The following is a 20,538-nucleotide window of genomic DNA, read 5'->3' on the forward strand; positions in this document are numbered from 1 at the left end:
TAGGTGCAAGGCAAGAGGGAGGCTCGTATGAGAATTGATAAATGGGCAGTCAGTGCACAAGAAGCGCTGCAGGCAGCGATGGGTATTGCGGCGGATGCAAATGCAGGTCAGATGGAGTCGATTCATCTGCTAAAGGCTTTACTTGACTCCAATGAACGAAATTTGAAAGCAATTGTTGAGCGTATTGGCGTTGATCCGACACAACTTGAATCTGTAGTCAACGATGCTATCGCACGCCAACCCAAAGTGACTGGTGCTGGTGGTCAGATGGGCATTGGTAATAATTTGCTCAAAGTACTTGATGCTGCCGAGAAACTCGCCTCTCAAATGGGTGACTCCTATGTAACAACTGAGCACCTACTCATCGCGCTTTGCGATGACCGTGACACCGCTGGTTCTGTGCTCAAGACAGCGGGAGTGACGGCAAAGCGTGTGCGTGCTGCGTATGATGAGCTGCGTGGGGATGAGCGGGTGACTTCGCAGGATTCAAAACCCCAACTCAAGGCGCTCGAGCAGTATGGACGCAATGTGACCGACCTTGCTCGTCAGGGCAAACTTGATCCTGTGATTGGTCGTGTTGAGGAGATTCGCCGCACGATTCAAGTGTTGAGCCGCCGCTCCAAGAACAATCCTGTGCTCATTGGTGAGCCTGGTGTTGGTAAAACCGCCATTGTTGAGGGTCTGGCTCAACGTATTGTTACGGGAGATGTACCTTCGACTATCAAGGACAAAGATCTTGTTGAGCTTGATATGTCTGCGCTGGTAGCAGGGGCAAAGTATCGCGGTGAATTCGAAGACCGTCTGAAGTCTGTTCTCAAAGAAGTACAAAAGAGTGATGGACAGGTCATTCTTTTTATCGATGAGCTCCATACCATCGTGGGTGCTGGTGCGACCGAAGGCTCCATGGATGCAGGCAACATTTTGAAGCCCGCCCTTGCTCGTGGTGAACTTCATGCGATCGGGGCAACTACGCTTGATGAGTATCGTAAATACATCGAGAAGGACCAAGCACTGGCACGTCGTTTTCAGCCGGTGTTGGTGTCTGAGCCAACTGTGGAAGATACCATCTCGATTTTGCGTGGCATTAAAGAGCGTTACGAGCAGCATCACCGTGTGCGTATTACCGATGCAGCTTTAGTTGCAGCAGCAGATTTGTCTAACCGCTACATCTCAGAGCGTTTCTTGCCCGACAAGGCAATTGACCTCGTGGATGAGGCTGCAAGTCGCCTGCGCATGGAGCTCGATAGTATGCCGGCAGATATCGATGCGCAGGAACGTCAGCTTACTCAGATGCAAATCGAGGAACAGGCGTTAATGAAGGAAGAGGATGCCGCTTCCAAAGAGCGTCTGGAAACCCTGCGCCGCGAGATCGCTGAGGCACGCGAGAAACTTGATAGTGTCAAAGCAGATTGGCAAAACGAGCGCGTGGCGATTGACCGTGTGCAGGACCTCAAAGCACAAATTGAATCTACGCGCAGCGAGATGGAGCGGGTAACTCGTGAGGGTGACTTGGCGCGTGCGTCTGAACTGCGTTACTCCACGATTCCGCAGCTCCAAGCCCAATACGAAGAAGCAGAACAAGCACTTGCCTCCAAGCAAGAATCTGGCGGCCTTCTTAAAGAGGAAGTGACCACTGACGAGATTGCTGAGGTGGTTTCCAACTGGACTGGCGTGCCTGTATCAAAGATGATGCAAGGCGAGATGGATAAGCTCAAGCATCTAGAAGATGAACTGCATAAGAGTGTTGTTGGTCAAGATGAAGCAGTATCTGCAGTTGCTGCGGCAGTGCGTCGTAGCCGTGCGGGTCTGGCTGATCCCAATAGGCCTATTGGCAGCTTCTTCTTCCTTGGGCCGACAGGTGTGGGTAAAACTGAGCTAGCAAAGGCGCTTGCAAAAAATCTCTTTGATGATGAGCGTGCACTTGTTCGTATCGACATGTCCGAGTATATGGAAAAGTTCTCCGTCCAGCGCTTGATTGGTGCGCCTCCTGGATATGTGGGATACGACGAGGGTGGTCAGCTCACCGAGGCAGTGCGTCGTCGGCCATACTCAGTTATCTTGCTCGATGAGATGGAAAAGGCCCATCCTGATGTCTTTAACGTGTTGTTACAGGTGCTCGACGATGGGCGCTTAACTGATGGACAGGGTCGTGTGGTGAGCTTTAAAAACACCATCATTATCATGACAAGTAACGTGGGAAGTCAGTTTATTGCTGAGGCACATGCGACTACTGATCCTAAGGAGATACAGCGTCAGGTTACTGAAGCTTTGCGTGCAACCTTTAGACCAGAGTTCCTCAATCGTATTGATGATGTGGTGATGTTCCATGCACTTGGCTTGGATGATATTGAAAAAATTGTTGATATCCAATTGGCTGACGTGCGTGAGCGTTTGGCAAACGAACGTATTACGCTGCAACTAACTCCGCGCGCTGTTGGATCGTTAGCACTTGACGGCCTTGACCCGATTTACGGAGCGCGCCCCCTGAAGCGTTTGATTCAGCGACAGGTAGTTGATAACGTTGCAAACCTTATTATTGCAGGCGAGCTCCATGAGGGCGATACCGTGCAAATAGATGTAGGTGAGGGCGACAAACTGGTCGCACAAAAGTTGGGAGATAGCGCAAAATCTTAAGTTCTGTGTTGTTCTAGCTATGCTCTGCTATGCGATAGAGCCGCAGCTCGGTTATAGTTGTCAAATGGCAGCTATTCGGACTGCGGCTCGATTTGTGAAGGCACAAAATGAATAACAGCAATGATGAGACAACAGTGCGCCCCCATATTCACGAGGTAAACAATATTACGGTTGAGGCCGAAGCCAAGCGTCAGCGAACAAAGTCTCACAAGCGTTTGGCCGTGGCTTTTTCGCTCCTTGCTGTTCTTTTGGCTGCAACTGTCGCTTTTGTTTCGTATGGAGCAGAGCTTTGGGGTGGCCATACCATTCCCTCGGTGCGCCATGAAAAAGTTGACAAAGCAAAAAAACAGCTTGCTGACTTGGGATTTAAGGTAAACGAAAAAACAAAAGTTACCGATACGGGCGTTGGTTTAGTTGTAGAGCAGATGCCTCCTGCGGGTGAGCGTCATGCAAAAGGCACCGAGGTGACTATCTGGGTTGGCGAAGCTCGCGTGATGCCCGAGCTTGTGGACATGAGGCTGGAAGATGCGCAGCAAAAGCTTAAAGATGCTGGTGCAAACAACATAAAAGTTGTACGCCAACCCTCTACAAAAGAAGCAGGTAGGGTATTGGCGGTTGAGCCAAAGGCAGGAACAGCGTTTACTTCCGATCAGGAGATTAAGTTGACTGTCGCGACGGCACGTACGCTGCCCGATCTTGTAGGTAAAACCGAACAGCAAGCCATGAAGGCCCTTGATGACATGGGTATTGCTTATAAGAAAGACTATGTCAAATCAGACAAAGACGGTCACAGTGTTGTTGCAACTGAGCCTAAAGCAGGCAGTGAGATTAAGGGAGATACCAAGGTTACACTGAGTGTGTCTTATCCTTATCCCTCAGGTATTAAGCAATTTGCGGAATATTTTCGCCATCGCCCGAGTGATGTTGCAGAGTTTTTAGGTATGCAGGGGTTTGCTTATAAGGGCGGTTACATAGATGCTCGCGGCGATGCGCAGGCACTGTATTCCAATGGACAGTCAAATCTGAGACTGTGTTCCGATCCTTTTGACCATAACTTTGATGCGTCTGGTTCCAAAGACGGTGGGCACGGCGAGGCTGGCGGCGTCAATAAAAACCATGTCTCGAAAGGAGATGTCGTTTCTGGTGGTGCCGACTTTAGCGGCGTGCGCTACGAGTATGCCTCTTCGGAGATTCCAAGCTCGGCAAAGAGCTTAGGCAGTGATGCAATCTATGCTGTCATGTCTGAATGCGGACTAAGCAGTGCAAGTGCAAGCTGTACTGAAGATACAATAACCCTGCCGTCTAAGGTTAAAGATTTGCCAAAGAAGGACGGCCGTAAATTTAGTTGTATGAGTGGCACAGAGGGCGATTATACCTGGACGGTGTTGATAGCTCAGGTCAAGAAAGACTCCGATGAAGTGCGCGTAGTGGTCACCTATGCACCCACGAGCCTGTATGGTGACTACGACATGTCGGGCAATGGCGGCAAAATTTGCGATTTTGCAGCCTATGTCGATATGTACGCATAGGAGGGCTGGCGAATGACAGACGAAAAAGAACGTGAAGTGGCTGGGATACAGCTTGAAACGGCTGCCACAGAACCGATGTCAAAGCACGCGATCAGCTCTGTTGCACAGTCTGCTTCTCGGGTCATTGCGTCCTCATTCCAAGAGCAACATTCTTGCTATCTACGTGCGGAAAACGAAGATGATGACGGATATGACCCTTTTTCGGATAGGCCAGCTGAACCCGAACCACTCTTCCAAAGCGATCCGTGGCGTTAGCGGGTCGAAAGAGCGCCATATCCCCATCTCTTTCAGAAGACTTGCTTAAGCACCGACAGCAAAAGATGTACTTAGTGAACGCTGCTTAAAATTAGTTTGATGGCAAAGGCAATGACAGCCAACAAAGCCAGCACAATAAGGGTCATCGCAATGATTGAATTGCGGCGACGAGCGCGCTCACGGGATACAAAAATTGAGCGCCTGCCTTTGGGAATTTGTAGGTACTGACCGTAATGTGAGTCCTGCTTGAGCTTGCCAATATCTGCGCGTGAGCGTCGATAAGAACGGCCCGCAAAAGGCGTTGTCCCACTGACGGTAATATTAGAGTCGTGCGTATAACTGCCATTTCCGCTAAAACCATCGTCTTGGCGTAGATCGTCGATAGCATCTTGAGTGATATGAGGTTTACGAGGGCGGACATAGGCAGGACGCACTGATGCCTGCTTGTTGGCTGCGGCAGGAGTAGATGGCCGCTTGTCAGCGGGGGTGGGTGTGTTGGTGGGAATCTGTTCGAGGTCGCTCATATGCGTCCTTCTTGCTGTGAATTCCGACGTTGCTGAATCATCGTCATTCTAACGCAGTAATGAGCCAAAATTCTTGCTCCGCGTAAAGCCCTCACAAGATATATTCTAATATCTGATATAGAGAGACTTAGATTTGTTGCGTATATGGAGATAAGAAAACCTTTGTCTATAGGTATAAGGAACTCTATTCTGGGAATACTTACTAATGACAAGCAAAGACACAGCACATGCCGTGTCGCACGTAAAAAAGGAGTGATTGTCATGACGAGCATGATTCCTTACAACAATTACAACAGGCTTGCACGCTCAATGTGGCCGTTTGGCGATTGGGATGAGCTCTTTAAGATGCCCACAATTTCCGATGACGGTGTGTTCAAGATGGACGTTGAGGATGCCGGCGAAGCGTATGTTGTAACTGCTCATGTACCTGGTGTAAAGAAGGACGAGGTGGATGTCGAGCTCAATGAAGGACGTCTCTCGGTTTCGGTAAACCATGTAGAGTCTGATGAGCAAAAGACCAAGAACTATCTGCACAAGGAAACAAGCGAGTGGCATGCAACCCGCGGGGTCTATCTTAAGGACGCAGCCACCGCAGGCATTAGCGCCAAGCTCGCCGAGGGTGTATTGACAATTAATGTGCCCAAGCAGGTCGAGCAAAACAACGTTACCAAGGTTTCGATTGACTAGATGCTGATAAGGCGCTGAATGTGCTAGGACGGCTCGAGATTTGGTCTCGGGCCGTTTTCTTTTGCGTAAAGCTTTTTGTGCGCAAGGAGTTCAGTAGACTAGAATTTCCACGCGCAGAAAGGTTGAGTTGATGCCAAGCGTTGCGAGTAAATATACAGATATCATCCCAAAGCGGGGCGCCACGCAAGGGGTACCTATGTCGAAAGATGAGCTCAGCGATTTAAAGGCGCCAGTGGTGCTTATGGTCTCGGGTGGTGCCGACTCAACCGCTTTGCTTGTGTTGGCCGCAAATTCTACGCTTGATATAGCTGATGGACGGGGCAAGGCGCATATTGCGCGTGAACGTTTGCATGTGCTGCATGTCAATCACCAATTGCGCGGTATCGATGCGCAGGAGGATGAAGAGTTTGTTTGTGATCTGGCCTTACGCTATGGGATTCCTTGTACGGTGCGACGTGCTGATGTTGCGGCGCTCGCTGCAGTGGGGGATGGCAATGTAGAAAATGCAGGTCGTGAGTTGCGTTATGCAGCAGCGGCAGAGCTTGCCAATATGCTATCGGATAAGGCTGGAACCCCTCGATCGGCTGCTCGAATTTTGACGGCTCATACTGCAGATGACCGTGCTGAAACATTTTTTATGAATGCGCTGCGTGGGACAGGGCCAGCAGGTCTTGCCTCTATTCCGCGCAGGCGTAATCGCATCGTGCGTCCATTATTGGATTTTGAGCATGATGAGCTGTGCAATCTGCTGACTATGCGGGGGATTGTTTGGCGTGAGGATAAGACTAATGCTGACACACGCTATTTGCGCTCCTATGTACGGCACGTGCTATTGCCTGTGGCAAAGGAGCGAAATGCCCGCTTGAGTACCACTTTGGCTGCGACCTGCGATATTTTGTCTGATGAGGATGCATATTTGACCCAGCTGGCTGCACGAGCTTTGCGCGAATTGACGCGGAGGCAGGCTGACGGCATGGTTGCGCTTGATGCAGGAAGACTTGCAGCATCTGAGGTGGTCATTGCACGCCGTGTGGTCAAACAGCTTATCGCGCGTTTGGCGCCCAGCGCGCGTGTTGAAGCGCGACACGTGAGCGCGCTTTTGCAGTTGGTCGCTGCGGGCAGCGGCTCTGTTCAGGTAGTAGAAGGTATTGACGCCCGCGTGGAATATGGTCTGCTCTTTGTAAGGACACGGCGTATAAAGGCAGCCGGTGAGCTTGCTGCGTGGTTGGAGGTCCCATCTCCGCATGTCATCACAACAGCGCCTGATGCGCGTGGCATTTTGAGCTTGCCAGATGGGCGTACGCTGGTGGCCCGACTTGCCACAGTTCCGCGCGGCGGGGATCCTGTTGCTTTGGCGCGCGCGCATGGAAAAGAATGGACCGGTGCATCAGTGCTGTTAGATGCTGCTGCTTGCGGGGTCGATCCTGAGCGGGGTGGACGCCTTTGGGTAGACGCACCAAGTGCAGGGGATGTGCTTTGTCCTTTGGGAATGCATGGGCAGTCAAAAAAGCTTTCTGATTTGCTTAATGAAGCAAAGATTCCAGCAGCAGATCGCGCGAGTGTGCCAATTTTGCGCACGGGTCCGAGAGGACAGATTGTTTGGATTGCGGGTATACGGGCGGATGAGCGTGTCCGTTGTACGTCTCATACGCGTGAGCTGCTAGAATTGGACATTATTGCAACAGATGACTTGCCGAGTGGTCAGGTTTAGGGTGGCAGTACCACATGCCAAAGGAGGAAATCATGGCGGAGCAACATCCTGATATTGAGAGCGTTCTGCTTTCCGAGGATGATATTCGTACTATCGTATCCCGCATGGGGGCCGAGATTACTAAAGACTATGAGGGCAAAAATCCCTTGTTGGTGGCTGTGTTGCGTGGAGCGGTGGTTTTTACCGCTGATTTGATTCGTGCAATAGAGTGCCCGCTGTCGGTTGACTTTATGGCTGTGTCAAGTTATGGCGATGGCGTGAAATCCTCTGGCGTTGTACGCATTGTTAAGGACCTCGATACCAAGATCGAAGGCCGTGATGTTCTCATTGTTGAGGATATTTTGGATTCTGGCTTGACGCTGAGCTACCTGATTCGCATGCTGCAGTCGCGCAATCCAGCATCCGTGCGTGTGGCCACCTTTGCGGTTAAGGATATTGAGGGCAAAAAGCCTGCGGTTGCTCCAACCTATGTCGGCACCCATGTGCCCGATTCATTTATTGTTGGCTATGGTCTCGATTTTGCTGAGCGCTACCGTAACCTCCCTTATATTGGTGTGCTCAAACCCGAGGTCTATGGCGACTAGCTTTACCATTGGGACGCGCTGGGACAATATTCCGAGTGCGTTTTAGTAAGGAGATTTATTCGTGTCCGAAAATCACTTCCCTGACGATCCGCGTAAACCAAACCTTCCAGAAGATCCGTTTAATGGGATGCCCGACCCGCGTCATGGCCGTCGCATAAGTCCTGCGTATCTTATTGTTGCGTTGGCTTTTTGCGCATATCTTGCCTTTGGCATGTTTAATAATCTGCGGTCCGCAGTAAAAGAAGAAACACTTTCTACCAGTCAGTTTGTGGCTGCAGTAAAGGAAGAGCGTGTCGTTGAGGTTACCTACAAGACGGCGGACGGCAGTCTGTCTGGCAAGTATCATTCCAACAAAAAGTCTAAAGGTAACACCAAGGAACTGAGTCAGTTTAAGAGCTACTACGTGGGTGCTGACAGCCTGAACAATCTGATGGAAAAGCATCCCAAAGTGGAATTTAAGGTTGACACAAGTGATGGCTCCCTGTTGCAAACGATTTTGGTGTCAGCGTTGCCAACGGCTGCCCTTGTGCTAGTTTTTGTGTACTTCATGAGGCAAATTGCCAGCCAGAATAGCAAATCCATGCAATTTGGCCAGACCAAAGCGCTCACTACAGAAGAGTCACGACCCAAGACGAAGTTTAGTGATGTGGCAGGTATTGATGAGGCGGTGGAGGAGCTAAAAGAGGTTCGCGACTTCCTCAAAGAGCCCGAGCGTTATCAAAAAATGGGTGCCAAGATTCCCCATGGTGTACTGCTGGTGGGGCCTCCAGGAACAGGTAAGACCCTGCTTGCCAAGGCAGTTGCTGGCGAGGCGGGTGTACCTTTCTTTTCCATCTCAGGTTCGGACTTTGTTGAGATGTTTGTGGGTGTCGGCGCAAGTCGCGTGCGTGACCTATTCAAACAGGCAAAAGCTGCAGCCCCCGCCATTGTATTTATCGACGAGATTGATGCGGTAGGACGTCAGCGCGGCGCTGGCCTAGGCGGCGGACACGACGAACGCGAACAGACGTTAAATCAACTGTTGGTGGCAATGGATGGCTTTGAGGACAATACCGCAGTTATTTTGATTGCTGCGACCAACCGTCCCGATGTTTTGGATCCCGCCTTGTTGCGCCCAGGACGTTTTGATCGTACGGTGACGGTGGATAGGCCCGATGTCGTTGGTCGCGAAAAAATTCTGCGTGTGCATGGCGCTAATAAGCCCTTAGCTCAAGATGTTGATTACAAACGCATCGCAAAGCTGACTCCAGGTTTTTCAGGGGCTGATTTGGCCAACCTTATGAATGAAGCTGCTCTGCTTGCTGCTCGTTTACACAAAGAGCACGTGAGTATGTCAGAAATTCAGGAAGCCATGGAGCGTGTTATTGCTGGTCCCGAGCGCCGTACGCGTGTGATGACCGAACAAGAGCGTAAAACCATTGCCTATCATGAGTCTGGGCACGCACTGGTTGGTCATGTACTGGAAAACTCTAATCCCGTGCACAAAATTACGATTATTCCCCGTGGTCAGGCTCTGGGTTATACGATGCAGCTTCCTGAGGAAGACCACTTCTTGCAGACGCGTAATGCCATGCTGGATGACTTGGCAACATTGCTTGGCGGTCGTACTGCTGAGGAGCTGTTTTGTGATGACATCACGACAGGTGCGAGCAATGATATTGAACGTGCAACCAAGCTTGCGCGCAGCATGGTAACGCGTTATGGCATGAGTGATTCGCTTGGTATTCAGGTATTTGGCGAGGCTCAACATGAGGTATTCCTTGGTCGTGATTTGGCTGACAAGCAGGACTACTCTGCGGAAACAGCTAAGCGTATTGATGATGAGGTGGAGCGCATCATGCGCGAAGCACACGATCGTGCAACCGCGGTATTGAGTGCTCGTCGCAAACAGATGGATCAAATGGCTGAGGTTTTGTTGGAGCGTGAAACAGTTGAGGGTCCTGTGCTGGATGCACTTTTGGCAGGGACTTGGGATGAGTATTCCGCTCAAGAAACTGCTGTCGCAGACCCTTCAACCTCTGAGCCCGATTGTGGACCTAGCACAAGCACAGCTGTGTCTACGTAAATAATCCCAGCTTCGTGAGGGTATTAAGCACAAAGCCAAGGCACCTGGCAGCACAAAGTAAAGGGGCTACAATGGTAGTTACATGCGTCGTCAGAAGGGAATTGCATGTCTATCAACCAACAAAGCTACTCGTTTGGTGCCTCCAAATCTTCTATCCGCGAAATTGCTGCATATGGTGCTGCCCGCAAGGCAAAGATTGGTGCCGAAAAAGTCTTTGATTTTTCACTGGGCAATCCTTCAGCTCCCGCTCCTGTTGAGGTACGAGCCTCGATTGAACGCGCACTTGAGCTCCCAAGCATGCAGTTGCATGGGTATACTCCGGGCAACGGCCTGCTATCTGTGCGAAAAAAAGTTGCTGAGTTTCTTGCGCGTCGCTACGAATGCACGGCTGACGCTGCTGATCTCTATCTAACCTGTGGTGCTGCAGCCTCAATAACGCTGAGCCTGCATGCGGTAGTCAACGCGGGTGATGAGGTTATCGTAATCACTCCGTATTTTCCCGAATATCGCGTGTGGATTGAGACTGCAGGTGCGACGTGTATCGAGGTTCCTGCAAATCAAAAAAACTTCCAAATTGATACTGTGGCAGTAGATGCAGCTATTACGCCTCGAACCAAAGCAATACTTATCAACTCACCCAATAACCCTGTGGGTTCAGTTTATTCTGCCAACAATCTTGCAGACCTTGCAGGCGTACTCCGACGCAAAGAGACGGAGTATGACAGCACAATATATCTGATTTCCGATGAGCCTTATCGCGAAATTGTGTATGGTGCTATGGTGCCTTGGGTCCCCGGCTATTATGAGCGCACCATTGTGGCTTACAGCTATTCCAAAGCGTTATCACTGCCAGGAGAGCGTATTGGTTGGGTGTATGTGCCTCAATCAAATCCCGATCACGATTGTCTTGTGTCTGCAATAGCTGGAGCTGGTCGCAAGTTGGGTTTTGTCTGTGCGCCATCGCTTTTCCAGCGCGTGCTCGCAGATTGTGTTGAGCTGCCTGCAGATGTTGATGTTTATACAAAAAATCGTGTTGCCCTTACCTCAGGTCTTTCCAAGCTGGGCTATCACTTCATCGAGCCGCAAGGAGCCTTCTATCTATGGGTTCAGGCGCTAGAGCCTGATGATGAAGCTTTCTTTGAGCGCGCAAAATCCTTTGAACTGTTGCCAGTACCTTCCACGAGTTTTGGTTGCAAGGGCTGGGTGCGTTTAGGGTATTGCGTTAGCTATGAAACCATCGTTAATTCGATGCCTGCTTGGAAGCAGCTCAAGGAAAGTTACGAGCAGGACTGGTAAGTTAGCGATTGTCATGCGAGCAAAATCAAGGGGGAGTACGTATGACAGCTTTATCTACGCAGGAGCGACGCTATGCTTGTGATGTGCACACGCATACTGTCTACTCCCGTCACGCCTATTCGACAGTCGAGGAAAATGTGCGTGCGGCAGCTGATTGTGGCTTGGAACTACTCGGCATCAGTGAGCATTTTTCGGACATGCTGTTTGAGAACCGTAATATGCGCAATTTCCAGTATTTCGCCAATTTTCATTGTTGGCCGCGTGACTGGCATGGCGTGCGTTTGTTGCACGGCTGCGAAGCAGATATTGTCGACCTTGAAGGTCACTTATTTGGTTGGGATACGACCTATGACAAAAACATAGTTGATGCCCCTATTGAGCCGCTAACCCTTAAGGACTACGTCTTTGAGGAGTGCGACTACGTTGTCGCCAGCGTACATAACAAAGTCTTTACCGAAAATGCGAGTATCGCACAGACAACAGAAATGTATGTGCATGCACTTGAAGATCCCAAAGTCTTTATCTTGGGGCATACCGGCCGTTCAGGAGTGCCGTTTGATGTTGACGAGCTCCTGACGGTGGCACACGATTTGCACAAGCTCATTGAAATCAATGAGCATAGCTTTGCTGCATATTACGACCCTTATGTGCGCGACAATTGCCGCAGGATTGCTGAGCGTTGCGCTGAGATGGGCGTGCAGATTGCGGTCAATTCTGACGCACACATATCCTATAACGTGGGTCGTTTGCAGCAGGCCCCCCTGCTTTTAGATGAGATTGATTTTCCAGCTGACTTGATTGCAACACGTTCGGCCAAAGCTTTTGAGCAGGCATTGAGCGATGCGGGCCTTGCATTGGCGGGCACCATTATTCCGCCTGCATAAAAGAGGCTGAGGCTGACGCAGATCCATAGAAACCAACGACAAACTTTCCAGAGCAGAATTGAGCAAAAAGCGCATTTGGGATTGTGAGGCAGCAAGACTCGCAATCCCTGATTACTCTTAACCCTCAATGGTGACCTCACCATCATCGCGAGGCAATGCGGTAGGTACAGGCTCGTCAATTGAGCCGCGATAAAATCCTCCGACAAAGGCTTCAGTGCGCATAACGTTGATTACGGCATGAGGATCGACTGTCCGGATGAGATGTATGATTTCGTCTTGCTCATAGGCTGAAATTACGGTAGTAATCATCCACATCTTTTTATGCAAATAACCACCGTAGCCATTCATCACACAAGCGCCATGACGATAGCGCGATTGGTAGGCAACAAGAATCTGCATAGGCAATCGAGTGGTAATTTGCAACGTCACACGTTCGTAGCGATGATAAAAAGCTGAGATTGTATGGGTGGAAAGATACTGAAACACGATGGACCACGCTGCGTTTTCCCAGCCAAAAAGCCATCCAAAAATCATCAACATAAGGCAATTACCAGCAAAAATATAAGACCAAATAGTCTTGCCGGTACGCTTTGCCACCAGCATAGAAATAAAATCAGTACCGCCAGTAGATGCACCACCTTTCAGGGCAACTGCGATAGAGAGACCGTATAACACGCCGCCAAAAACAACATTAAGCACAGTTTCGCTCATCAAGGGCTGAAAGTGCAGCAATTGCAAAAACATTGATGCAAGGATGACTTGTATACTTGAAAAAATAACAAAACGATGTGAAATGTGTCGCCAGCATATAAAAGCCACGGGTATATTGAGCGCAATCATACCCACAAAAGTTGGAAAGGAAAAACCGCCCAAGGCAGCAATGCGGTCTATGAGAATCGCAAGCCCCGTAAAGCCGCTGGACAAAAGCCCTGAAGGACGGAGAAATACTTGCAATACAAAAGCCTGAAGTAGAGCAGAACATACAACAGCAATGCCAGTGACTATTCTGCGCACGCTTCGATAGCGCGCAAATTCTAGTGCCTTATCGGTGAGCTTGTCGCTCAAGATCGCATCCCTTTCTGTTGCCCTGCCTATCCCTGTTTTCGTCGAATGGTACCATGTTCTTATGCTAATAAATCGAGTTTCTCGGCGGCTCTTGGCTGCCCCTGAATTAAAACCTCTTCTGCAGGAGTTGTGCGCTGGTCATGACGCAACGCTTGCGCTTGCGCAGTCTGCACGCCCCTTGATGGTGGCAGCGCTATGGGCGCAAAATCCAAGGCCCTGTCTTTTTGTAGTGCCAGGTGAGGATGCAGCTGACCTTGCCGCTCGCTCGCTTGCCGCTTGGTTGGGACAAGAGCGTGTTTTGCGCTATCCCGATCGGCGCGATTATCCCTGGTCTGACAAGCAGCCCGATCAAGCAGTAATTGCTGCGCGCTGCCAAGCGGTAGCCAAGCTTTCTTTGGGCGAGCAGATCCTTGTGGTGGCGAGTGCACATGCCTTACTTCGTCGTGTGCCACCACAGGGTTCGGATTATTTTGCGAGCGCACGCTTTGATATCGGGGATGAAGTCGAGTTTAGTGAGGCCACGTGCATTCTTGTGAGCATGGGCTATTCCGATGCTGGAGAAGCAGGGCAAGTTGATACCCCAGGTCTTTTTTATGCGCATGGTGATGCGATTGATGTGTTTCCCGCCCAAGCTACGAGCCCTGTACGCATTGAATTTTTTGGTGATGAGATTGACCGTGTGCGTCGTATGGTGGCCTCAACAGGTCAAACCATTGGTGAACTCGAGGGTGTGACGCTCGTACCATGCCGCGAGTTGGCACTTACTGACCGAACGGTTGCCAATGCGAGTCGCGCACTCTATAACGCTGCACAAGATTCAACCGATATTGCTGCTGATTTGGAACTCATCCAGCAGCGTGCGGCTGATCCGACGCTCGAGCGTTATCTTCCCCAGCTTTACGGCAAAACGAGCAGTCCGCTGGAGCATATGAGCAAAGATATGCTGGTGGTTCTTGCGGAGCCTCGCGCGTTGTTTGACGACTGTATGCGTAACTATGAAGAGGTGAGTGCCACAGCCAATGCCAAGCGTATTGATATTTCCGAACTCTATACCGCGCCGCGCGACCTAGATTTTGGTAAGCAACAACGCTTGTCACTCTCGTCTATTCTTCGTGCGGGAGGTACGGTAACCGCCCAGATTGAAGTTAAGCAACCTGGCATCGCAGGTACAGATACGCGTTTGCTTGGTCGTGTTCGCGAGTTGCTGAACAACGGCAGTACGGTGCTTTTTGCTATGCCTGATCGCCGTGCGCGCGAAGCATTGAAGCAAACCTTCTCGGCAGAGCATATTGCTTTTTGTGAAACACTTGGTGCTGACTCCGAAAATCAAGTGCCAGTAGAGTCGCCTGATGCCAACGCGTCAGCCCGCCCACTCAAGGCTGGCATGGTGAATTTTATTGATGCACCTGTGCCTGCGGGTGTTGTATTGCCCTCGGCTCGTCTCGCATTACTTTCTGTGTCTGACTTAAGCTCGCGTATAGCCAAACGCAAGCGTCATCGCAGCCGGCATATCGATCCTACTGAAGTGAGCTTTCCCTTTAAGCCAGGGGACTATGTGGTGCATGAAACCCATGGTATTGCGCTTTTTGCTGCAATTGAGCGCAGAAGCGACTTTGGCGCACCATCGGACTTCTTCCGCCTGGAATATGCAGCAGGCGATTTGTTGTTTGTGCCTATAGAGCAAGCTGATCGTCTGACACGCTATGTAGGTGCCGACGGCGCATCTCCACGTTTGACAAGACTTAATACCGCTGACTGGAGTCGTGCGACCAACAAGGCGCGCGCTTCAGCAAAAAAGCTCGCCTTTGACTTGGTGGATCTTTATACACGTCGCGCAACCGTTGCGGGCTATTCCTTTGCACCAGATACGCCAGCGCAGTTTGATATGGAAGCGAATTTTCCCTATGAACTGACAGCCGACCAAAAATCCGCCATCGCTGACATCAAAGCGGATATGGAGAGTAATCGTCCGATGGACCGCCTGCTGTGTGGTGATGTAGGTTTTGGCAAAACTGAAGTTGCTTTGCGAGCTGCATTTAAGTGCTGCCAAGATGGCAAGCAGGTCATGGTGTTGTGTCCTACGACGATTTTGGCGCAACAGCACTACGAGACCTTCTTTGCTCGCTTTGCTCCCTTTGATCTGAATGTGTGCGTGCTATCGCGCTTTGTGACTCCCGCAAAGACACGCCGTGCCATAGCAGGCTTTGCAGAGGGCAAAGTCAACGTGCTTATCGGTACGCATCGTCTGCTATCGGCAGATGTTAATCCCCATGATCTTGGCCTTGTTATCATTGACGAGGAGCAGCGCTTTGGTGTTCAACACAAAGAGCAGCTCAAAAACCTGCGAGAACAAGTTGATGTGCTCACGCTTTCGGCTACGCCTATTCCAAGAACGATGCAAATGGCGATGAGTGGCGTGCGTGATATGAGTCTTATCATGACACCTCCTCCGGGTAGGCTGCCCGTTATGGTGAGCGTAGGGGAGTATGATCCCGATCTAGTGTCAGCGGCAATACGTGAGGAAATGGCACGCAAGGGACAGGTATATTACGTATCAAATCGCGTGCATACTATTGATGATGCGGTTGCTCGTGTGATGGAAGCAGCGCCCGAGGCGCGCATTGGTGTGGCGCATGGCAAGATGACAGCTTCTAAGGTTGAAGATGTCATGATGGAGTTTGAAGCGCATGACATTGATGTTCTTATTGCGACAACTATCATCGAAAGCGGTATTGATAATCCACATACCAATACCTTGATTATCGAAGACTCACAGCGCTTAGGCTTGGCACAGTTGTATCAGCTTAAAGGCCGTGTTGGACGCGGACATACTCAGGCGTATGCCTACTTTATGTTTCCGCCTGAGCAGCTCCTCACGCCCGAGGCGACTGACCGCCTCACCGCCATCAATGAGTATCAAGAACTTGGCAGCGGCATGAAAATTGCCATGCGTGACTTGGAGATTCGCGGTGCGGGCTCTCTTGTGGGTGCAGAGCAGCATGGTAATTTATCGAGCGTTGGTTTTGACCTCTTTACACAGATGCTCAGCCAGGCCGTTGCTGAAGCGCGGGGCGAGACGAGCGAAGAGAATCTTGCTCAATCCGACGTTGCTATCAATTTGTCTGCGGATTACTTCTTGGCAGAAGAATATTTGCCTGAGGTTGATCGTCGTGTACTGACCTACCGCAAACTGGCAGGCGCTGAAGAATTGGCTGAGGTCGATAAGCTGCAAATTGAGCTTGAGGAACGCTACGGCGCAATGCCACTGGCAGCAAAAAATCTTTTTGACCGCGCGCGCATTCGTATCCGCGCGTCGCGCTTGGGCGTAACGTCGGTTTCTTTGACAGCAAGCAAGCTGACTTATATCGGCATCAAGCTGAGTCGCGAAATGTCACTGCGTGTGCGTGAGCGTCGCGGACTGTATTATCCCCAGACGAACAAACTCGTCTACCCCTTCCACAAGTCGGAAGAACAGGTTATGCCTGCTGCACTCGGTGTACTTGAAGCGGTTGGTGGCAATGATGACGTAGAAGAAGACGAGCAATAGCATCGCGTAACGTATCCGCATATAGAGAGGCAGCTATGACAAAGCAACACAGAGAAGGTGTGCAAAGACCAGCTCTTATCGCTGACGATAGTGCTGGTCTTGCAAAGACTATTGATGAACAGATTGCCGCACGCGAAGGTGCTCCCACGACACATCCACAATTCGACCGTCTTGTGCGCATGATTTGGCGATTGCGCCAGCCCGATGGTTGTCCTTGGGATAAGGTGCAAACGCATCATTCCATCACGCGCAATATGATCGAAGAAGCTTACGAGGCAGTGCAATGCATCGAGGATGATGATGAGCTTCATCTGCGCGAAGAGCTGGGAGATGTGCTCGAACAAGTTTTGCTTCACGCACAGATTGCCGCGGACGGTGGTATGTCGGGTGGTCATGGCGGCCTTTTTGATATTGATGATGTGTGTCGTGAGCTCAACGAAAAATTGATACGCCGTCATCCTCATGTCTTTGGCGATGCAGCGGCACTGGGTGCGGTGGATTCTGCAGGAAAAGTACTCGATATCTGGGATCGCGTAAAGCAAGATGAACGAGCAGCAGCTAGGGAGGCTGACGCGAAGCAAGGCCTCCTTGACTCTGTGCCGATGAGCTTACCGGCACTTGCGCAAGCTCAAAAGATTTCAAAACGAGCGGCAAAGGCTGGCTTTGAGTGGAACGATTTGGCAGGTGTCTGGAATAAGGTAGCTGAAGAGCGCGCAGAGTTTGAGGCGGAAGAGCAGGGAAGCGATGCTGCTGCTGAGGAATTTGGCGATTTGCTTTTTGCATTGGTAAACGTTGCGCGTTGGCAGGGTATTGATGCTGAGTCAGCACTTGCCACTTCCAATCGCAAGTTTCGCCGTCGCTGGGCTTGCATGGAAGAACTTGCGACAGCTAATGACAAGGATATTTCTGAGCTTTCTGCTGCTCAACTTGAGGATCTTTGGTTGCAGAGCAAACAAGAAGAGCGAACATAGTATGGCTTTCCTTTGTCATATTGTGACGATTGATTTGGTGTGAGCTTGGAAAAATGGTCTAGTCTTTCAACTTTGTCACAATACGGCGTGTGGCTGCGGCATAATGAACATATCGCGAGTTACGAATTTCGCGACGGCTGGTCAAATACGATGCAGAAACGAAGCAGCAGACATGAGCCAGGGCAATATCGAGCTACCCGGATTGCGTTACAGCAGTTCGAATCCTTACGAGCGTGATTGCGCGCGCCGTGCAGCGGCGAAGCGCGAGGCTGAGTCTAAAAAAACTCCTACACGGAACGATCCAATCTCGCTCGACGAACTTCCGTCCGAGGGGCCACGTCGTATTTTGCCTGGTGAGGTTATTAATACGTCCCAGTCAAAACGCTCCAAACGTTCTGGCGTGGGTTTTAGGCCCTCTCTTTTCTTCCATAAACACAAGACGGATACTCCTCATTCGGGTGTTTCGGGCATGAGTTCCAAGGGCGATATGCGTGCGCCTGCGCGTCGTAGCGCGAGAGCAGAGCAGAGCTTGAGGCAAGAAAAGCGCCAAGAGCGCGTTTCTGTAAGACAGAGTATTCTTGCGCGTATTGTTGGTTTTGTGACGGCAACGCCCAGACGCATTAAAGGATGTATTGCACTTGCAATCACTGTCTTGCTTTTCTTTGCGGTGTATCCTCCCTTGCGCGATTATTATGTGGCTCGTCGTACTCAGGAGGATCTCAAAGCGCACTACGCGCAGCTCAAAGATAAAAACGGTGAGTTGTTGGGTGATATTGAGCGTCTACAAACAAGCGAAGGTATTGAGGACGAAGCGCGCAAGCGCGGCTATGTCAATCAGGGCGAAACGGGTGTTGTGGTTGAGGGCCTAGATGGCAGTGGTGATAGCAAAAAAAGCAGCGAGACCGTAAGTGCACAGGATGCGCGCAAGCCAACTGAGGAGACCAAAACCACCAATACGAGGTCTTTTCAGCAAAAACTTCTCGACTTTATCTTCCAGTATCACAGGGAGGATTTAGGCTAATGGCTACAGATGGGGATACTGCTGATCGCCTGTTGGCAGTTATTGATATCGGTACGGTGACAGCGCGTCTGGCTTTGTCTCGAGTGCACAAGGGGCGTGTAGTTTCGCTCACCAAGCAATCTACCATTGTCAACCTTGGTGTGGGAGTGGATAAGACAGGTAGGCTAGATTCTGCAGCTATCAATCATGTAAGTGAGTGTATTGCCGCTTATGTTGCGACAGCTCAAGAGGCTGGGGCAGAGTGGGCGGTGTGCACACTTACGAGTGCTGCTCGTGATGCGGACAACTCTGACGAGCTGCTGAACCGTCTACAGGCCTTGGGTCTTCTTCCTCAAGTGATTCCCGGTGAAGTTGAAGGGCAACTGACCTTCTTGGGTGTTGCGCAGGATTTTTTTGCTCACAAATTATTGGTAGCAGATAATGGCGGTGGCTCAACCGAGCTTGCTTGGGGAGTGTTGTCGGCAGCGGGACTTGATATGGGGCTGGTGCGCTCGACCAACGTGGGCTGTCGTAGACTGACCGACCGCTATTTTTCCCAGCATGAGCCGGCTCGTATGGAGGATTTGCGTGCAGCGCATGAGTTTGCCGCAGAACAATTTGCACCCGTAATTGCAGAGGCACATACCTTACATTTGCAGGCAGAAAAATTGCTTGCATGTGGTGGTACGGCGACTTCGCTGTTGGCAATGACGCTTGAATTGGAACCCTACGATAGCGCGCGCGTGCATTTGGGTGAGCTTGGCTATCAGCAGGTTTGTGCTTTAGAGGAAAAACTTGCAGGCCTGACTGTGGAAGAGCGAGCACAGCTTCCTGGTCTGCAAGCAAAGCGTGCGCCAGTTATTCTTGCGGGCAGCGTTGCTATAAGCGAGCTGATGAAACAGACGGGCTGTGAGACATTGACAGTAAGTGAATCAGATTTGCTTGTTGGCATGTCCTTGACGCTAGACGCAGCTATTCGAGAAGAGACGATAGCTGTGGGTTGGAGACCCAACTTTACTCATTTCGACTAAATCTGTGCAAAGTTGGAACTCACTCTGTGATTTGGCTTGTTATAATATCTGCCACACAACTTTTGCCTCAGGTGTTGTTCTTGTATATATGGGGGCGTGGCGGAATTGGCATACGCAGCGGACTTAAAATCCGCCGACCTTGGTCTTGTGGGTTCGAGTCCCACCGCCCCTACCAGTCTAAAACACACGCTAAAATAAAAAACCGCCCGGAGGCGGTAAGCAGTGCAAAAATGGTGCCCCCAACGAGACTCGAACTCGTGTCGCCGCCTTGAAAGGGCGGTGTCCTAACCGCTAGACGATGGGGACGCGGTCAAAGAGTATACCATGCACGTCGCTGTACTGGTAGTACAGGAATGAAAGATTTTTTTGCCCCAGTATTTTCAATGTGAGTTTTAGCATTTGTGTAGATTGACTAAAATGATTTTACGAATAAGCACTGATTTTCAAAGGTGTGATTTCTTATGACATATGTACAGTATCTTGCATGGACGGGCATTCTTGGAATCGTCGGTGTGATTTTGATTAGTCCCTATTTCATATATAGGGCAATTCGGAATCATCGTTTTAATCGAATGCTGGAAAAGCAAAACAAGGAAAACCATGCAAGAATCCGCGAACAATTCCGCAAAGAAGGATTAACTCCAACACACCGCACGACAGATGAAGAGGTTGAGGAGTTCCGTGAAGAGTGGCGAAAGCGCACGGGAATGTAAATTGAGGGGTAGTTAACTTCTTGTTCGGGCGCCACCGCTTGT

At 50.5% G+C, this 20,538-nt stretch carries 16 protein-coding genes and 2 tRNA genes; 15 read left to right on the plus strand and 3 right to left on the minus strand.

Translation table 11 applies throughout. The features are described 5' to 3' along the window. The first annotated feature begins 27 nt into the window (after window positions 1-27). The 3 genes from clpB to Q0X25_RS00170 all read left to right on the plus strand — a co-directional run bounded on the left by clpB (window position 28) and on the right by Q0X25_RS00170 (window position 4,418). On the plus strand, window positions 28-2,634 hold the full coding sequence (gene clpB, locus Q0X25_RS00160; protein ID WP_298578167.1) for an ATP-dependent chaperone ClpB: 2,607 nt from the start codon (window positions 28-30) through the stop codon (window positions 2,632-2,634). A gap of 107 nt (window positions 2,635-2,741) precedes the next feature. Further along, the gene (locus tag Q0X25_RS00165; RefSeq protein WP_298578169.1) at window positions 2,742-4,163 is read left to right on the plus strand and encodes a PASTA domain-containing protein; all 1,422 of its coding nucleotides are present in this window, start codon (window positions 2,742-2,744) and stop codon (window positions 4,161-4,163) included. A 12-nt stretch (window positions 4,164-4,175) separates the two neighbouring features. After that, window positions 4,176-4,418, plus strand: a complete 243-nt coding sequence (locus Q0X25_RS00170; RefSeq protein ID WP_298578171.1) for a hypothetical protein — start codon at window positions 4,176-4,178, stop codon at window positions 4,416-4,418. A gap of 71 nt (window positions 4,419-4,489) precedes the next feature. On the opposite strand, the gene Q0X25_RS00175 is transcribed toward Q0X25_RS00170, so the two are convergent. Then, the gene (locus Q0X25_RS00175) at window positions 4,490-4,942 is read right to left on the minus strand and encodes a hypothetical protein (protein WP_298578173.1); all 453 of its coding nucleotides are present in this window, start codon (window positions 4,940-4,942) and stop codon (window positions 4,490-4,492) included. A 261-nt stretch (window positions 4,943-5,203) separates the two neighbouring features. On the opposite strand from Q0X25_RS00175, the gene Q0X25_RS00180 reads away from it, so the two are divergent. From Q0X25_RS00180 to Q0X25_RS00205, 6 genes are all read left to right on the plus strand, one after another. Continuing rightward, the gene (locus Q0X25_RS00180; RefSeq protein ID WP_298578174.1) at window positions 5,204-5,629 is read left to right on the plus strand and encodes an Hsp20 family protein; all 426 of its coding nucleotides are present in this window, start codon (window positions 5,204-5,206) and stop codon (window positions 5,627-5,629) included. A 196-nt stretch (window positions 5,630-5,825) separates the two neighbouring features. Further along, the gene (gene tilS, locus Q0X25_RS00185) at window positions 5,826-7,340 is read left to right on the plus strand and encodes a tRNA lysidine(34) synthetase TilS (protein ID WP_298578176.1); all 1,515 of its coding nucleotides are present in this window, start codon (window positions 5,826-5,828) and stop codon (window positions 7,338-7,340) included. A 32-nt stretch (window positions 7,341-7,372) separates the two neighbouring features. Continuing rightward, window positions 7,373-7,924 carry a hypoxanthine phosphoribosyltransferase gene (gene hpt, locus Q0X25_RS00190; RefSeq protein WP_298578178.1) on the plus strand — a complete coding sequence of 184 codons (552 nt, stop codon included), beginning with the start codon at window positions 7,373-7,375 and terminating at the stop codon, window positions 7,922-7,924. A 127-nt stretch (window positions 7,925-8,051) separates the two neighbouring features. After that, entirely contained in the window at window positions 8,052-9,989 is a 1,938-nt protein-coding gene (ftsH, locus tag Q0X25_RS00195) for an ATP-dependent zinc metalloprotease FtsH (protein ID WP_367270361.1), read from the plus strand. A gap of 105 nt (window positions 9,990-10,094) precedes the next feature. After that, a complete protein-coding gene (locus tag Q0X25_RS00200; RefSeq protein WP_298578182.1) occupies window positions 10,095-11,285 on the plus strand; it encodes a pyridoxal phosphate-dependent aminotransferase in 1,191 nt (396 codons plus the stop codon). Between the two features lie 41 nt (window positions 11,286-11,326). Next, window positions 11,327-12,169 carry a phosphatase gene (locus tag Q0X25_RS00205; protein ID WP_298578184.1) on the plus strand — a complete coding sequence of 281 codons (843 nt, stop codon included), beginning with the start codon at window positions 11,327-11,329 and terminating at the stop codon, window positions 12,167-12,169. A gap of 117 nt (window positions 12,170-12,286) precedes the next feature. On the opposite strand, the gene Q0X25_RS00210 is transcribed toward Q0X25_RS00205, so the two are convergent. Then, a complete protein-coding gene (locus tag Q0X25_RS00210; RefSeq protein WP_298578186.1) occupies window positions 12,287-13,234 on the minus strand; it encodes a YitT family protein in 948 nt (315 codons plus the stop codon). A 61-nt stretch (window positions 13,235-13,295) separates the two neighbouring features. Here Q0X25_RS00210 and mfd point away from each other — a divergent pair, with 61 nt between their 5' ends. The 5 genes from mfd to Q0X25_RS00235 all read left to right on the plus strand — a co-directional run bounded on the left by mfd (window position 13,296) and on the right by Q0X25_RS00235 (window position 19,958). Beyond that, window positions 13,296-16,781 (plus strand): transcription-repair coupling factor, encoded by a 3,486-nt coding sequence (gene mfd / locus Q0X25_RS00215; RefSeq protein WP_298578188.1) that lies wholly within the window; start codon window positions 13,296-13,298, stop codon window positions 16,779-16,781. A gap of 35 nt (window positions 16,782-16,816) precedes the next feature. Beyond that, window positions 16,817-17,752, plus strand: a complete 936-nt coding sequence (gene mazG / locus Q0X25_RS00220; RefSeq protein WP_298578190.1) for a nucleoside triphosphate pyrophosphohydrolase — start codon at window positions 16,817-16,819, stop codon at window positions 17,750-17,752. A gap of 172 nt (window positions 17,753-17,924) precedes the next feature. After that, a complete protein-coding gene (locus tag Q0X25_RS00225) occupies window positions 17,925-18,773 on the plus strand; it encodes a septum formation initiator family protein (protein WP_298578193.1) in 849 nt (282 codons plus the stop codon). After that, complete coding sequence (locus Q0X25_RS00230; RefSeq protein ID WP_298578195.1) at window positions 18,773-19,783, plus strand: phosphatase; 1,011 nt, start codon at window positions 18,773-18,775, stop codon at window positions 19,781-19,783. Before Q0X25_RS00225 ends, Q0X25_RS00230 begins: the two co-directional genes overlap by 1 nt. A gap of 90 nt (window positions 19,784-19,873) precedes the next feature. Continuing rightward, window positions 19,874-19,958 (plus strand) — tRNA-Leu (locus Q0X25_RS00235). 56 nt (window positions 19,959-20,014) lie between these two features. On the opposite strand, the gene Q0X25_RS00240 is transcribed toward Q0X25_RS00235, so the two are convergent. Continuing rightward, a tRNA-Glu gene (locus Q0X25_RS00240) sits at window positions 20,015-20,089 on the minus strand. Between the two features lie 155 nt (window positions 20,090-20,244). On the opposite strand from Q0X25_RS00240, the gene Q0X25_RS00245 reads away from it, so the two are divergent. Next, on the plus strand, window positions 20,245-20,496 hold the full coding sequence (locus Q0X25_RS00245) for a hypothetical protein (RefSeq protein ID WP_298578197.1): 252 nt from the start codon (window positions 20,245-20,247) through the stop codon (window positions 20,494-20,496). Window positions 20,497-20,538 lie beyond the last annotated feature (42 nt).

It is taken from the genome of uncultured Olegusella sp. (assembly GCF_947253395.1).
Lineage (GTDB): Bacteria > Actinomycetota > Coriobacteriia > Coriobacteriales > Atopobiaceae > Olegusella.

Bases quoted from the DNA above. Each gene is read 5' to 3' on its own strand.
- clpB (WP_298578167.1), top strand. From the start codon at position 28: ATGAGAATTGATAAATGGGCAGTCAGTGCACAAGAAGCGCTGCAGGCA.
- Q0X25_RS00165 (WP_298578169.1), top strand. From the start codon at position 2,742: ATGAATAACAGCAATGATGAGACAACAGTGCGCCCCCATATTCACGAG.
- Q0X25_RS00170 (WP_298578171.1), top strand. From the start codon at position 4,176: ATGACAGACGAAAAAGAACGTGAAGTGGCTGGGATACAGCTTGAAACG.
- Q0X25_RS00175 (WP_298578173.1), bottom strand. From the start codon at position 4,942: ATGAGCGACCTCGAACAGATTCCCACCAACACACCCACCCCCGCTGAC.
- Q0X25_RS00180 (WP_298578174.1), top strand. From the start codon at position 5,204: ATGACGAGCATGATTCCTTACAACAATTACAACAGGCTTGCACGCTCA.
- tilS (WP_298578176.1), top strand. From the start codon at position 5,826: ATGTCGAAAGATGAGCTCAGCGATTTAAAGGCGCCAGTGGTGCTTATG.
- hpt (WP_298578178.1), top strand. From the start codon at position 7,373: ATGGCGGAGCAACATCCTGATATTGAGAGCGTTCTGCTTTCCGAGGAT.
- ftsH (WP_367270361.1), top strand. From the start codon at position 8,052: ATGCCCGACCCGCGTCATGGCCGTCGCATAAGTCCTGCGTATCTTATT.
- Q0X25_RS00200 (WP_298578182.1), top strand. From the start codon at position 10,095: ATGTCTATCAACCAACAAAGCTACTCGTTTGGTGCCTCCAAATCTTCT.
- Q0X25_RS00205 (WP_298578184.1), top strand. From the start codon at position 11,327: ATGACAGCTTTATCTACGCAGGAGCGACGCTATGCTTGTGATGTGCAC.
- mfd (WP_298578188.1), top strand. From the start codon at position 13,296: ATGCTAATAAATCGAGTTTCTCGGCGGCTCTTGGCTGCCCCTGAATTA.
- mazG (WP_298578190.1), top strand. From the start codon at position 16,817: ATGACAAAGCAACACAGAGAAGGTGTGCAAAGACCAGCTCTTATCGCT.
- Q0X25_RS00225 (WP_298578193.1), top strand. From the start codon at position 17,925: ATGAGCCAGGGCAATATCGAGCTACCCGGATTGCGTTACAGCAGTTCG.
- Q0X25_RS00230 (WP_298578195.1), top strand. From the start codon at position 18,773: ATGGCTACAGATGGGGATACTGCTGATCGCCTGTTGGCAGTTATTGAT.
- Q0X25_RS00245 (WP_298578197.1), top strand. From the start codon at position 20,245: ATGACATATGTACAGTATCTTGCATGGACGGGCATTCTTGGAATCGTC.